The sequence below is a fragment of the Flavobacterium pectinovorum genome (assembly GCF_900142715.1).
GTDB lineage: Bacteria > Bacteroidota > Bacteroidia > Flavobacteriales > Flavobacteriaceae > Flavobacterium > Flavobacterium pectinovorum.
The window spans coordinates 421,382-436,181 of sequence record NZ_FRBX01000003.1 but is presented as its reverse complement, the minus strand read 5'-3'; the positions used below and the strand labels follow the sequence as shown (position 1 = coordinate 436,181).

Genomic DNA, 14,800 nt, shown 5'->3' with positions numbered 1-14,800 from the left:
TAAAAAATATAGAATAATGTTTACAAAGTATAACAAAACAGTCTTTACCAGTATTTTAGCGATAAACCTATTTTTTGCCAATCCTGCAATTTCACAGCAAAAGAAAGCAAAAGAAAAAAGTATCGATTACACGCAATACGTAAATCCGTTAATAGGTTCAGCAGGTCACGGTCACGTTTTTGTGGGGGCCAATGTTCCTTTTGGAGCCGTTCAGTTAGGACCTGTAAATATTTTTGAGGGCTGGGATTGGTGCAGCGGTTACAACTATGCCAGTAATACCATTTTAGGTTTTACGCACACGCATTTAAGCGGAACCGGAATTGGTGATTTAAATGATATTCTTTTACTTCCAGTTTCAGGAAAAGTGCCGCTTTTTAAAGGCACAAAAGAAGATATGGTAAACGGTTACGGTTCTTATTTTTCACATGAAAATGAAATAAGCAAACCCGGTTATTACAGTGTTTTATTAGATAAATATAAAATCAAGGCAGAATTAACGGCGAGCGAAAGAGTTGGTTTTCATAAATATACTTTTAACGGTGCTACAGATTCTCATATCTTATTAGATCTTGCCGATGGTGTAGGATGGGATAAACCCGTAAAAACGTTCATTAAAAAAATAAACGACAAGACAATTGTTGGTTATCGTTTCTCTTCGGGATGGGCTGTCGATCAGCGTGTTTATTTTGCAATCGAATTCTCTGAATCAATTGTAAACATGGCATTGTATGATGATAAAACAGCTGTTACAGGAAACGAAGGCGAAGGATTAAAAATGAAAGCAGTTTTAGATTTTACATCTTTAAAAAACAAACAGGTTTTAGTAAAAGTTGGAATTTCCCCGGTAAGTTACGAGAATGCCTTAGCAAACATAAAAACCGAAATTCCGAATTGGGATTTTGATAAAATAGTCAAAGAAGCCACCTCAAAATGGAACAACGAATTAAGTAAAATTCAGATAAAAGCCAATGATAAAACGATGAAGGTTTTTTATACTTCATTGTATCACACTGCATTTGCGCCTTCTATTTTTAATGATGCAAACGGAGATTACAGAGGAACAGACAAAAAGGTTTGCGAAAAAGCCAATTTTACCAATTACACGACTTTTTCACTTTGGGATACTTACAGAGGTTTACATCCTTTGTACACCATTACACAGCCGGATAAAATTAATGACATCGTAAAATCATTTTTGGCAATTTACCAACAGCAGGGAAGATTACCCGTTTGGCATTTAATGGGCAATGAAACCAATACCATGAACGGAAATCATTCGATCGCAGTAATTGTAGACGCCTATTTAAAAGGCTACAGAGATTATGATACTAATTTAGCATACGAAGCCATCAAAAAAACAGCCATGCAAACCCGCGACGGAATGGATTATGTTCAGAAATTAGAATATATTCCTGCTGATAAAATGCTGGAATCTGTTGGAAACGCTTTAGAATATGCTATTGATGATTACTGTGTGGCGCAAATGGCAAAAACCTTAAACAAGACAGAAGATTATACTTATTTTACAAAAAGAGCCAATTTGTATAAGCTTTATTTTGATAAGGAAACCACTTTCATGCGAGGAAAATTAACCGATGGAAATTGGCGAACACCTTTTAATCCGCTTTCGTCAGCACACCGAAAAGACGATTATGTAGAAGGAAATGCATGGCAATATACCTGGCTGGTTCCACAGGATCCGTATGGATTAATTGATTTGTTTGGAAGTGAAACTAAGTTTTTAGAAAAATTAGACCAATTATTTCTGATAACAGATAAAGTAGAAGGTGAAGAAGTTTCTCCGGATATTAGTGGTTTAATCGGGCAATATGCACAAGGAAACGAGCCAAATCATCATATTCCGTATTTGTATGCATACGCAGGCCAGCCTTGGAAAACTGCAAAATTAATTCGGGAAATTGATGATAAATTTTATTCGACTAAACCAGACGGATTATGCGGAAATGAAGATTTAGGGCAAATGTCAGCCTGGTATGTTTTATCCTCAATGGGATTTTATTCTGTTAATCCTGCAAATGGAATTTATGTTTTGGGAAGTCCATTGGTAAACGAAGCCACAATTCATCACAAAAAAGGTATTTCATTTACATTGAAAGCGATTGATAATAGTGCTACAAATATTTATATTCAAAAAGCAGAATACAACGGAAAACCGTATACAAAATCATACATAATACACGATATGATTGCAAACGGAGGAGAATTGAAATTATTTATGGGAAGCAAACCTTCGGCGACTTTTGGTGTAAAAAAAGAAGTCAGACCTCAATAATTGTAGATTTAAGAATTGAGCATCATCTCCTGCAAGGTTTTCAAAACCTTGTAGGTATAATTTAAGTTCTGGATTACGTAAGCTTTGTCAAAGTTTAAAACTTTGACAAAGCTTTGGAAGTCGACAATTCACATTTTACAACAAAGACCTGACGGGTTTTAAAAACGGGTTAGGATAATTATACAGAATATGAAAATAACGCATTTGTTTTTTTTGGGATTAATACAGTGTTTTACAGCAAATGCACAGTTAGACCCCGTAGATTATGTAAATCCATTAATGGGAACACAATCGTTGCCCAATCTTTCAAACGGAAATACCTATCCCGCTATTTGCAGGCCTTGGGGAATGAATTTCTGGACGCCGCAAACCGGTAAAATGGGAGACGGATGGGCGTATACGTATACTGCCGAAAAAATTAGAGGATTTAAGCAAACGCATCAGCCTTCGCCGTGGATGAACGATTACGGACAATTTTCGATTATGCCCGTAACAGGCAAAATAGTTTTTGACGAAACAGAAAGAGCAATTTGGTTCAGCCATAAAGCTGAGGTTTCAAAACCATATTACTACAGCGTTTATCTTGCTGATTATGATGTTACAACAGAAATTACGGCAACAGAAAGAGCAGCACATTTTCAAATTACATTTCCGGAAAACGAGAAATCTTCGATAGTTGTTGATGCTTTTGATAAAGGATCTTACATCAAAATAATTCCATCAGAAAATAAAATTATAGGTTATACAACGCGCAATAGTGGTGGAGTTCCAACGAATTTTAAAAACTATTTTGTTTTGGTATTCGATAAACCATTTACATCCAATTATACCTGGCACGATAAAATTTTAGAAAAAGATAAATTAGAGAAGACTAATATTCATGTGGGCGCAATAGTCACTTTTAAAACCAAAAAAGGAGAAATAATAAATGTAAAAACTGCTTCATCATTTATTAGTCCGGAACAAGCGGAATTGAATTTGAAAAACGAATTAGGTACATCATCATTTCAGGAAACTTTAGAAAACTCTAAAAAAGAATGGAATACTGTTTTGAGTAAAGTTAAAGCCGAAGGTGGAACTGAAGAACAGCTAAAAACATTTTATTCCTGTTTATATCGTGCAACTTGTTTTCCTCAAAAACAATATGAAATAGATTCTAATGGCGATGTTATTCATTACAGTCCATACAACGGCAAGGTTTTACCGGGCTATATGTATGCAGGAACAGGGTTTTGGGATACTTTTCGTGCTCTTTATCCATTGCTAAATCTTGTTTATCCTTCGATAAATAAGGAAATGCAGGAAGGTTTGATTAATGATTATAAAGAAGGCGGATTTTTGCCCGAATGGTCAAGTCCCGGTTTTAGAAATGTGATGGTAGGAAATAATTCGGCCTCAGTAGTTTCTGATGCTTACATGAAAGGGTTGCGTGGTTACGACATCAATAAATTGTATGAAGCCTTAGTGCACGGCGCCAACAATGAAGGACCGATGGATGCTGTGGGCAGAAAAGGAGTTTCGTATTATAATACATTAGGTTACGTTCCTTATAATGTAAAAATTAATGAAAATGCTGCCAGAACGCTTGAATACGCTTATGATGATTTCGCGATCTGGAAACTGGCAAAAGCCTTAGACCGCCCAAACAAAGAGATTAAATTATTCGAAAAAAGAATGATGAATTATAAAAATCTCTATAATCCGGCGATCGGATTAATGAGCGGAAGAAATCTGGACGGGAGTTTTCCGGCCAATTTTAATCCGCTAAAATGGGGAGATGCTTTTACAGAAGGAAATGCCTGGCATTATAGCTGGAGCGTTTTTCATGACATACAAGGTTTGATTGATTTAATGGGCGGTGAGAAAAATTTCACAGCAAAATTAGACGCTGTTTTTACAACGCCACCGGTTTTTGATGACAGTTATTACGGATCTGTAATTCATGAAATTCGCGAAATGCAGATCATGAATATGGGGCAATATGCGCACGGAAACCAACCTATTCAGCATATGATTTATTTGTATAATTATGCAGGAGAACCGTGGAAAACACAATATTGGTCCAGAGAAGTAATGAATCGTTTATACAAACCAACACCGGATGGATATTGTGGAGATGAAGATAACGGACAAACTTCGGCCTGGTATATTTTCTCTGCAATGGGATTTTATCCGGTTTGCCCCGCAACAGAAGAGTATGTTTTGGGAGCGCCTTTGTTTAAAAAAGTGACCTTACAACTAGAAAATGGAAAACAGTTTATTATCAACGCTCCCGATAATTCTGAAATTAACCGATATGTCGAAGAGTTAGAATGGGGCAATAAAAACTATTCCAATAATTATATCAACCATTTTAATGTATTAGAAGGCGGCGAATTAAATTTCGATATGACAAGTTCTCCTAATTTAAAAAGAGGAACTTCAGCAAAAAACTATCCTTATTCTTATTCAAATTCAAAATAATAATATGCACTCACGTAGAAAATTTATAAAAAATACAGGCATTTTTTCTGCCGGATTATTGGCACTTCAAACCGATGTTTTTGCACTTCCGTCAGATACTTTCAATTTTGCGCTTAAAAATTTTATCAGCAAAAGACCTCCATTGGCAGAAAGGAAATTTACAAGCGAAGCTGTAGAAAAAGCAATTGTTCGCATCAAAAAACAAATTGCCAATCCGGAGCTTGCGTGGCTGTTCGAAAATTGTTTTCCCAATACTTTAGACACCACTGTTGATTTTGAAATTATTGATGGAAAACCGGATACTTACGTCATTACCGGCGATATCGATGCGATGTGGCTTCGGGATAGTACCGCTCAGATTTGGCCGTACATTCCGTTTGTAAAAGAAGATAAAAAACTGGCAGAACTGGTAAAAGGCGTAATCAATCGTCAGGCAAAATGTATTTTGTTAGATCCTTATGCCAATGCCTTTTATAAAGATTTTACAAAAGAAAGCGAGTGGAAAAATGATTTAACCAAAATGCAGCCCGGTATTCACGAACGCAAATGGGAGATAGACAGTTTATGTTATCCAATTCGTCTGGCACATGGCTATTGGAAGGAGACAGGAGACATAAGCTTATTTGATAGTAAGTGGAAAGAAGCCATGCTTTTGGTATTACAAACATTTAAAGAACAGCAAAGATTAGACGGAAAAGGCGGTCCTTATAGTTTTCAGCGTCAAACGGCGTGGGCAACAGATGGCGTTCCGTTAGGAGGATACGGATATCCTGTAAAACCTTGCGGACTAATTGTTTCGACTTTTAGACCAAGTGATGACAGCACTTTATTTGGCTATTTAATTCCGAGTAATATGTTTGCGATTGAAGTACTTGGATATCTGATCGAAATTTTCTCTTTGCCAGCCTTAAAAGATGATAATCTGGTTGCTAAAGCCAAAGAACTAAGAGACCAGGTTCAGAAAGGATTAGAAGAAAACGGAATCATCGAACATCCGAAATTTGGAAAAATAATTGCTTTTGAAGTAAACGGATACGGCAGTTTTAATATGATGGATGATGCCAATGTTCCTTCTTTATTGTCATTACCCTATTTAGGCGCGATCGAGCCAGATAATCAGCTTTATCTAAATACCCGAAAAGTAGTGCTTTCAGAAAACAATCCGTTTTTCTATAAAGGAAAAGCAGGAGAAGGAATTGGAGGTCCGCATACAGGAGTTGATACGATTTGGCCAATGAGTATAGTTTTAAGAGCGATTACAAGTGTCGATGAAAAAGAAATCAAAATGTGTATCAGTAATTTGATCAAAACCAATGCTGATACCGGTTTTATGCACGAATCATTTCATAAAGATGATGTTGCCAAATTTACCCGAAAATGGTTTGCGTGGGCGAATACACTTTTTGGAGAAATGATTGTTCACACGAGCATCAAATATCCTCAGATTTTAAAAGATAAAAACATTTAATTAAAAATATTAAACCATTAAGACATTAAGAAAAATTAAGTAATTGTACTTGATTTAATTCTATGTGTCTTGATTTCTTAATCTCTCAATGGTAAAAAAATATAAAAGCATGAATGAAAATTACGCTGTCGGAATAGATATTGGAGGAACACATATTACCGTTGCGGTTATCAATATTTTAGATATGAAAGTGATTGACTTTTCACTGCATAAAGAATGTTTCGATTCTAATATGCCCGTTGAAAAAGTCATGGCTGTCTGGAAAAAAGCAATTGAAATTTCGATCAGAAATTCTAAAGTAGAAAACATACAAGGTATGGCGATTTGTATGCCTGGTCCGTTTGATTATGAAAGTGGAATTTGCATGATAAAAGACCAATCTAAATACGAACATTTTTACGATTTAAATGTGCGTGATTTGCTTCACGAAACATTAAATCTTTCAAGCGATTTTCCGATTCTTTTTGAAAATGATGCCGTTTGTTTTGGAAAAGGCGAAGTATTTAAAAATGCAGAGAATCTTTCAAAAAAAGTAATGGCAGTAACTCTGGGAACCGGACTTGGCGCTTGTTTTATTGATAAAGGAGTTTCGATTTCTACCGGAGAATCAGTTCCTCAGGACGGAGAAATCTGGAATCTTCCTTATAAAAACGGAATTGCCGAAGATTACGTTTCAGTACGCGGACTTTTAAATAATTACAAATCGCTAACTGGAAAAAAACTTAATAATGGCTTAGAACTTTTTAATTTGGCTGTAGCCGAAGATAAAATTGCCATACAGGTTTTTGAAGAAATGGGTGAGGATCTGGCTTTGGTTGTGCTTTCGTGGTTAGAAAAATTTGGAGTAGAAAGTTTTATCATTGGTGGAAAAATTGCAAATGCAAGTGAATTTTTCCTGAATTCTTTCAACAGAAAATTAAAAGAAAACAGCATTGAAATTACAGTTTCTATTTCTGCAGATAATGAAATTGCAGCATTATTGGGAGCTGCGAGTTTATTGTTAACGCGTGATTAAATTATGCCAGAAAAGGCTGCCTGGCAAAAGGCAACCTTTAATGACTAATAAAAAATAAAAAAGTATTCTTAAGTTCTTATTTTTCCGGATTACCTTTCCGGATTCATAATTACCTCAACACTATTAGAACTATCCAAAATTTGCTTGCTTAACTGCTGAATAGTTTTCTGATTAATTTTAGAAATTAAATTTTTATAATCCGCGTCCTGTAAAAACCGAACCTGATTCATTGTAATATTATAGATTTTGTCGCTCCAGAAAGAATTGGTTTTCATTGATTCTTCTCTGTTTTTCAAAAGTGCTTTTTTAATGTCTTCCAGATCATTTGCATTAACCGGTTTCGATTTTAAATCATTGATTTCCTGCCATACAATCTGCATTAATTTTTCTTGTTTGTCAGGATTACAATCAAAACTCAAAGAAAGATCAAATGCTTGTTTTGGTGTTGTCAAAAGACTTCCGCTCACATTTACGCCATAACTTCCGCCTTCTTCCTCGCGAATGGTCTGCAAAAAGCGTTTCGAAAGCAATTCGCCAATAACATACATGCCAAGAGCATTCTCTTCGCTGTATTCCATTTTACCGGTTAAACTCAAATAAGCTGTGGTTTTTGCCACTTCCATTGGGCGTTTAAATACCACTTTGGTTTTTCCTTTGGCAGGTTCTATATTATGATCTTTAAAAGTTTCTGTTGCAGCCGGATTACTTTTAATATTTCCGATATATTTTTGAATTAAGCCTAAAGCCGAATCCGGAATGTTTCCAACAAAAACAAAAGTAAAATCAGCAGCATTATTAATTCTCTGTTTATAGATTTGTTCTGCTTTTTTCAGGTCAATATTTTTTAGAAATTCTTCATTAAAAAGAAAAGTTCTCGGATTATGGTTTGAATTCGCCAATGCAACCGTATCATTAAAAGCGTTATCATTATCTTTTTTAAGATTTTCTAAACGGTTTTGATATTGCGATTTTAAAATTTCAAAAATAGTAGGATCAAAACGTGGCGCTTCAAAAGAAAGATACAGCAATTGCAGCATCGTTTCAAGATCAGCCTGATTGCTACTTCCCTTAAAACCTTCGGTGTTGTCTGTAATAAAAGGCGAAGCCTGAGCTACTTTTCCGGTTAGTTTTTCTTTTAATGCCGTAATGTCAAAATTACCCAATCCGGAAGATCTTGCCAATGTGGTTGCAATTTCTGCAGAGGCTAAATCTTCTGTTTTTACCAAAGATTTTCCACCTTTTCCAAAAGCACTAAATACAATCTGATCCTGAGAGTAAGTGGTTGGCAAAATAATTACTTTTGCGCCATTTTCAAGCGTATAACCTTTTGCTTTGTCTATTCCGGCAATTTCAAACGTACTTTTTACAGCGACAGGTTTTAGGTCTGAAGCAATTAAGGGTTCTTTGTTTTCTTTTTTTGAATATGGTTCCAAAGTCATACTTTCTACCTTTTTCATTACCTCAACAACAGCTTCTTTTTTAGGGAATTCATTCTGGTCTTTATCAGAACCGCTAATTAAAACGACCTGATTTGTGGGCTGCTGAATGGTTTTCGCGTAAGCGTTTAATTCTTCCAGCGAAATGTTTTTTAGGATCCCAACAATAAGATCATAATCATCTTCTGGCGAAAGAAAAGGCTTTGCTTTCAGGAAATAATTGGTCAGTTTATCGGCCCAATCATCGCTGTTTACTTTGTCTTTATTTTTAATAAAATCATCATAAGAGCTTATGAAGTTTTTCTTGGTTCGCTCCAATTCTGATTGAATCACGCCGTATCTTTTCATTCTTTCGGTTTCGGTATACACTTCTTCAAAAGAGGCCAATACTTTTCCTTTTTTGCCCAAAGCCGCAATATTAAAAGAAGTATTTAATCTTGAAATGGGTTCAAAATAAACTTTTAAACTTAAGCTTGAATTTTGGTTTTTCAACAATAATTCTTTCAAACGATTATTTAAAATACTCGTATAAAAAGAGCTCATTACATTTTTGCGTGTTACCGAAGTATCTTTTACCATTGGTTCATCAAGAACATATTGCAATTTAATACTCGTTGACGATGCTTCTTTATCTGTTGCGGTTCCAAAATACAATTCGTTGTGTTTCGGAATATCAAAATACTTTCTTTCGGCTACTTTTTTAGCCAGCGGAATAGTCGAAAATATGGTTTTAACTTTTTGTTCAATAGCTTTTACATCAATATCTCCTACAATAATTACAGCTTGTAAATCCGGGCGATACCATTTTTTGTAATAATTTCTAAGTTCTTCGTATTTGAAATTATTAATGATGTTTAAATCGCCAATAACATCTCTTTGCGCATATTTTGAACCTTTGTATAAAAACTGATCCATTTGACCTTTTAGACGAAAATCGCTTGTTCGTCTGGTTCTCCATTCTTCTCTGATTACACCTCTTTCGGCATCTATTTCTTCATTTGTTAATGAAAGAGAACCAGACCAGTCGTGCAATACCCAAAGTGTAGAATCGATAAGCGTTTCATTATTTACCGGAACGCCGCTAATGTTGTAAACTGTTTCATCCTGAGCAGTATAAGCGTTAATGTCTTTACCAAAACTTACGCCGTCTTTTTCGAGCATTTTGATAATTCCTTTGCCTTTAAAATGTTCTGTTCCGTTAAAAGCCATGTGTTCTAAAAAGTGAGCCAATCCGTTTTGGTTGTCTTCTTCGAGAATGGCACCTACATTTTGAACAAAGTAAAAACTCGCGCGGTCTTTTGGTTCTTCATTATGCAGAATATAATAGGTTAAACCGTTTTTAAGTTTACCGGTTGTTACGTTTTTATCCAGCGGAATTGTGGTTTTGAACTGAGCCAATGCGCCTTGAAAAGACAACACTAAAAGTCCAATGATGATATTTTTTTTAGTATTCATTTTGTTGTTTTTTATCTTCTGTTTCTTCTAATTAATATAAAAGCGCCAGCAGCTATTATCAATAAGGGAAATAGAGCAATGAAGGTAATTTTAGTGATAAAAACCTGATTTGAACTTACCATTATTTTATTATCTGTAGATTTGGGACGTGTGGTATCAATAGGAAATTCGTAATTGCTGAACCACGTAAAAACATCGGTAAAAAATTGAAATGTTCCTGATTGCTGACGGCCTAATTCGGCGTTGCCCATGAAATCGGCATCTCCGGCCACAATTATTTTTTGCGATTTACCGTTAATATTTCTCGTTAAGGCTACAACAAGCGGTACAGCTTTCGCCGATGGCTGTTTCTTTAAATCTTGAGAAATGGAACTAATTCCTGCTGGAGATTCCCAAACCGGCTGACTGTTTGTTTTTAATAACGGCGTCACTTTAAATCCGGCATCTTTTGCAGTAATGATTCCGCTGCTTCCCAAAAGAGGAATTGTATATTGACTTTTATGTAATTTAATAACCGTTGTGTCAATTGTTTTTTCAAATTCAGTAACGAGATAATCCGGTGCATTTGTTTCGCTTTCCTGAACCAGTGTTTGTTTGGTAAAACCTAAACCTAATTTAGCTGTAATTGGGGTTAACGCTGTGTTGGTTTCAGGTTCTGCCAAAAGCATTACGTTTTTTCCCTGATCGATATATTGGCTGATGCGATCAATGGCTCCCTGACTTAACTGCGTTTTCGGATCGGCAACAATTAAAATATCAGTTTGTTGCGGAATATTCTGTGCATTAATGTCTACAGAAGCAACATCAAATCCCTGATTGATTAAAGAGTTTCTGAAGGTTATTTCGTTGAAACCTATTTTGTAATTTTTGTCTCCATTTTTTTCAATGCTTCTTTCCATGTTTCCTGTAGCAAAAACAATTTTTACAGGAGTTGTAACCAAACGTTTTAATGAAGCTGAAATTTCTTTTTCAAAAGGAATTTTAAACATGTCATCGTACATACGTAAATACGTTTTCTTTCCGTTGTATTCAACCGTTCTCACAACTCTGTTTTGTTCTGGTTTTAAGTTGATTATTTTGTTTATTTCGGCAGGAGAGTATAGTTTTTTTAGTTTTATATCCTGAGTTTCCAGCAATTTTTCTGCCAGTTGTTTGTCATTCAATCCCGGATTTTGCTCATACAAGGCTGTGTTTGTAGACGTATCGTAATAATACACATAATCCATTTCTATCTGAGGTAAAAAACGAGAGTATTTGTCAAAACTGGCAAAATCCTGATTTTGAGAATATGGCATACCCATATAATAATTAATATCTAACAGGTTGACATAAGTGGTGATTTTGATAGGCCCGTCGATCTTTTTTACAATTTCCTGACTTGCTTTGGTTAGTGTTCTATCGTTTGTGCGCGTCATATCTGCATAAAAAGTCAAAGGAGCTCTGGAAGTAATATAACCAAGTGAAAAAATTGCAACGACTAATCCGCTATATTTTAAAACTCTTTTAGAAACTGTCTGAGCATCTCTGCCTGTTTGTAATTTAAAAATACTCAAACCAATAAAAAGCGTACTCACCAAAATAAAGTAAAGCACATCTTTACTCACAATAAGCCCTTCGATCATTTCATTGGCGCGGCCGGAAATAGAAAGGAAATAGGTAAGATCTTTAACATAATCAATATCCTGCCATAGTTTGCCTACAAAGTTTAAACCTGCTAAAACTACTAAAGTACTAATGGCAGCCACAACCTGATAAGAGGTAAGACAAGACATGAATAAACCAATTGCAGCGTATGTGCAAACCAATAAATACAAGCCCAAAAGACCCGATAAAACGAAACTAATGTCTAAATTATCAATACAAAAATAGGCAGAGACACCAATTAAACCCAGAATAGCCATAAATAATAAGCAGTAGCCGGCAATGGCAAGGAATTTACCCAATACGATATCTTTAATTTGGATGGGTGATGAAAGTAAAAGTTTGATAGAACCGCTATTGATTTCGCGGCTTATTAATCCCATTGTTAATAGCGGAACATAGAGGTATAAATAATTTTGCATTTCGGTAAAAAGACCACTAAATCCAGAAAATATGACTTGTGTCATATTATCCATGTTTTGTCCCATTTTTTGCCCCTTTTCAAAACGTTCGAGTGTGTCAAAGAATTTCCAGCTCGACTGGATCGAAAATATTACTAAAACAACCCATGCAACAGGCGAATAAAACATGGTGTTGAGTTCTGTTTTAGCGATTCTATATATTGTTTTCATTTGTTTATTTTTTAAGAAGTAGGAGAGTTTTTAGAAGGCGCTTTTTTAGATAATTGTGCAAAAATTTCGTCAAGAGAAACTTTCTCAAATTGAATTTCACGCAATTTCCAGTTGTTATAAACGCTGAGCGCTACAATTTTTTCGGCGATTTCCTGTGTGCCTTCAAAAGTGATCTGCATTTTTTTATCTGAAAGGAAAACAGCATTTAGAACTTCAGGAATATCTTTGATAACCTTAATTTCAGGCGGATTTTCGAAACTAGCCGTTAATGTATTGGCTTCAATATGATTGTTAAAAGCTTCGAGAGAATCTGCAAAAACCATGTGTCCGTTTTCGATCATTCTAATTTCCTGACAGGTTGCCTGAACTTCAGATAAAATGTGAGAAGAGAAGATAACCGCTTTATCTTTTGAGATTTTCTTGATTAAATTTCTAACTTCTAAAATCTGGTTAGGATCCAGTCCGTTTGTTGGCTCATCTAAAACTATTAATTTAGGTTCGTGAATAATGGCCTGCGCAATTCCCACACGCTGTCTGTATCCTCCTGATAAATTGCGGATTAAACGATTGCTGAAATGTGAAATTCCGCATTGTTCCTTCGCTCTTTCCACGGCATTTTTTAAATCTTCTTTTTTTACATGACGTAATTCTGCACAATGCGTTAAGTATTCATTTACTGTTAAATCTAAATGCAAAGGCGGTGTTTGAGGCAGAAATCCAATCAGTTTTTTCGCCTCAACCGGGTTTTCTTTTAAATTAATTCCGTCGATAAAAATGTTGCCTTTGGTTTGGTTTAAAACTCCGCAAAGAATATTCATGGTAGTCGATTTTCCGGCTCCGTTTGATCCCAGAAGCCCTAAAATCCTGTTTTCTTTGATTTCAAAACTAATATTTTGTATCGCCCAATCCTTACTATATTGATGCGACAAGTCCTCAACTCTTACAATTGTTGTTTCCATAGTGTTTTTTAAAATGCAGGAATGTATTTTTACTGAAAACACATTCCCGCATTATTTTAATATTTAGTATCCTGTATTTTGAATTAAGAAGGGATTCGAACGAATAGCATCTTCGGGAATTGGATATAAATTATCCGTAGTTTTCCAGATTTTATCGGCTAAAACAGAAAGTGTTTCATCAAGTTTTCCGGTTCTTTTAAGATCCAGCCATCTGTGACCGCATTCTGCAAAAAACTCACGTTGTCTTTCCAAAGCAATTAAATCTGATAACTGGGTAGGATCTGTTAAAGATGTTGATTCTAATAATGCTCTGTTTCTGATCACATTGATATCTTCCTGAGCGCCGGTAATATTATTTAATTTCACACGGGCTTCTGCTCTTATCAGATAAAGCTCTGCTAATCTTAATATTGTAGAACGCTCTGCAGGAGAATCATTAAAGTTATTTTTGTATTTTCTTGGCGCAATGCCTAAAAAGACGCCGGCATTGTTAATGATATCAATTGTCCAGTTTGTTTTTCTGTCATCACCGGTTTCAAAAAGTGCATTTCCTTTTCTTAGTAAAAAAGTACCTCCTGTTGTAAATACAGCAGATCCTTCATAAGTATAGGTAACATTAAAGTACGGTATTTGCAGGATAGCTTCTTCGTTATCGGCAATAAACGGATTGTTAGTATCTGTTAAACCGGTAACGATTTTGTAAGTGTCGCTTTGGTTTATTACGGCAGAGGCATGAGCATCAGCTTCATTCCAATTTCCTAAATACAAATTTACTCTTGCCAATAAAGTTTCGGCAGCCCATTTTGTAGCTCTGATTCTTTCGTCATCATAATTATCATAATTAACCGGAAGATCTTTTGAAGCATCTGTAAGATCAAGAACAATTTGAGTATAAACCGCCTGCTGAGCAGTTTTTGGTGCCAAGGCAGTTACGTCTATATTTGTCGATAATATTAAAGGTACATCACCCCATATATTGGTTAGGTAAAAATGGGCATAAGCTCTTAAGAATTTTGCTTCGGCAAGCCATTGTTTACTTTTAGCAGGATTAAGTGTGGTACTTTTGCTAATTCCTTCTATCACATTATTAGCATTATAAATCGTTTTATAAAATTGGGTCCACATGCTGCTCATCGATCCGTCGGTTTCAGGGATTTCGTTAGAGCTGTAAACGTTGGCAATACCGGTTCTGGGCACTAACTCATCTGAAGTTTCGCCAAGAACAGTATGTATATCACTATAATAAGCAGATTCGACCATGCTTTGGTAAATTCCGTTTACGGCAGCTTCGGCAGTAACATCTGATTGGTAAACAGTTGCCGATGATAACTGATTACTTGGCAAATCAACATCTAGTGCATCATCGCAGCCTGTAAGTCCTGCTAAAAGAAAAAACGAAAATATATAGGTATATTTAGTATAATAATTTTTCATGATT

At 35.4% G+C, this 14,800-nt stretch carries 8 protein-coding genes; 4 read left to right on the top strand and 4 right to left on the bottom strand.

All coding sequences use genetic code 11. The annotated features are described in order from the left end of the window. Positions 1–16: 16 nt before the first annotated feature. From BUE22_RS12490 to BUE22_RS12475, 4 genes are all read left to right on the top strand, one after another. Positions 17–2,293 carry a GH92 family glycosyl hydrolase gene (locus BUE22_RS12490; protein ID WP_073395310.1) on the top strand — a complete coding sequence of 759 codons (2,277 nt, stop codon included), beginning with the start codon at positions 17–19 and terminating at the stop codon, positions 2,291–2,293. Positions 2,294–2,482: 189 nt separating this feature from the next. Beyond that, a complete protein-coding gene (locus BUE22_RS12485) occupies positions 2,483–4,756 on the top strand; it encodes a GH92 family glycosyl hydrolase (protein WP_073395309.1) in 2,274 nt (757 codons plus the stop codon). A gap of 4 nt (positions 4,757–4,760) precedes the next feature. After that, complete coding sequence (locus tag BUE22_RS12480) at positions 4,761–6,224, top strand: glycoside hydrolase family 125 protein (RefSeq protein ID WP_073395308.1); 1,464 nt, start codon at positions 4,761–4,763, stop codon at positions 6,222–6,224. Positions 6,225–6,333: 109 nt separating this feature from the next. Beyond that, positions 6,334–7,239, top strand: a complete 906-nt coding sequence (locus BUE22_RS12475; RefSeq protein ID WP_073395506.1) for an ROK family protein — start codon at positions 6,334–6,336, stop codon at positions 7,237–7,239. Between the two features lie 89 nt (positions 7,240–7,328). Here BUE22_RS12475 and BUE22_RS12470 read toward each other — a convergent pair whose 3' ends face one another. The 4 genes from BUE22_RS12470 to BUE22_RS12455 all read right to left on the bottom strand — a co-directional run bounded on the left by BUE22_RS12470 (position 7,329) and on the right by BUE22_RS12455 (position 14,796). Beyond that, on the bottom strand, positions 7,329–10,130 hold the full coding sequence (locus tag BUE22_RS12470; protein ID WP_073395307.1) for a M16 family metallopeptidase: 2,802 nt from the start codon (positions 10,128–10,130) through the stop codon (positions 7,329–7,331). An 11-nt stretch (positions 10,131–10,141) separates the two neighbouring features. Next, the gene (locus BUE22_RS12465; protein WP_073395306.1) at positions 10,142–12,403 is read right to left on the bottom strand and encodes a Gldg family protein; all 2,262 of its coding nucleotides are present in this window, start codon (positions 12,401–12,403) and stop codon (positions 10,142–10,144) included. 11 nt (positions 12,404–12,414) lie between these two features. Beyond that, positions 12,415–13,362, bottom strand: coding sequence for an ABC transporter ATP-binding protein (locus tag BUE22_RS12460; protein ID WP_073395305.1), 948 nt, complete (start codon positions 13,360–13,362; stop codon positions 12,415–12,417). A 63-nt stretch (positions 13,363–13,425) separates the two neighbouring features. After that, positions 13,426–14,796 (bottom strand): RagB/SusD family nutrient uptake outer membrane protein, encoded by a 1,371-nt coding sequence (locus tag BUE22_RS12455; RefSeq protein ID WP_073395304.1) that lies wholly within the window; start codon positions 14,794–14,796, stop codon positions 13,426–13,428. Between the last annotated feature and the right edge of the window lie 4 nt (positions 14,797–14,800).

What these genes read in the sequence shown, in the direction of transcription:
- BUE22_RS12490 (WP_073395310.1), top strand. Translation starts at nt 17, where the DNA reads ATGTTTACAAAGTATAACAAAACAGTCTTTACCAGTATTTTAGCGATA.
- BUE22_RS12485 (WP_073395309.1), top strand. Translation starts at nt 2,483, where the DNA reads ATGAAAATAACGCATTTGTTTTTTTTGGGATTAATACAGTGTTTTACA.
- BUE22_RS12480 (WP_073395308.1), top strand. Translation starts at nt 4,761, where the DNA reads ATGCACTCACGTAGAAAATTTATAAAAAATACAGGCATTTTTTCTGCC.
- BUE22_RS12475 (WP_073395506.1), top strand. Translation starts at nt 6,334, where the DNA reads ATGAATGAAAATTACGCTGTCGGAATAGATATTGGAGGAACACATATT.
- BUE22_RS12470 (WP_073395307.1), bottom strand. Translation starts at nt 10,130, where the DNA reads ATGAATACTAAAAAAAATATCATCATTGGACTTTTAGTGTTGTCTTTT.
- BUE22_RS12465 (WP_073395306.1), bottom strand. Translation starts at nt 12,403, where the DNA reads ATGAAAACAATATATAGAATCGCTAAAACAGAACTCAACACCATGTTT.
- BUE22_RS12460 (WP_073395305.1), bottom strand. Translation starts at nt 13,362, where the DNA reads ATGGAAACAACAATTGTAAGAGTTGAGGACTTGTCGCATCAATATAGT.
- BUE22_RS12455 (WP_073395304.1), bottom strand. Translation starts at nt 14,796, where the DNA reads ATGAAAAATTATTATACTAAATATACCTATATATTTTCGTTTTTTCTT.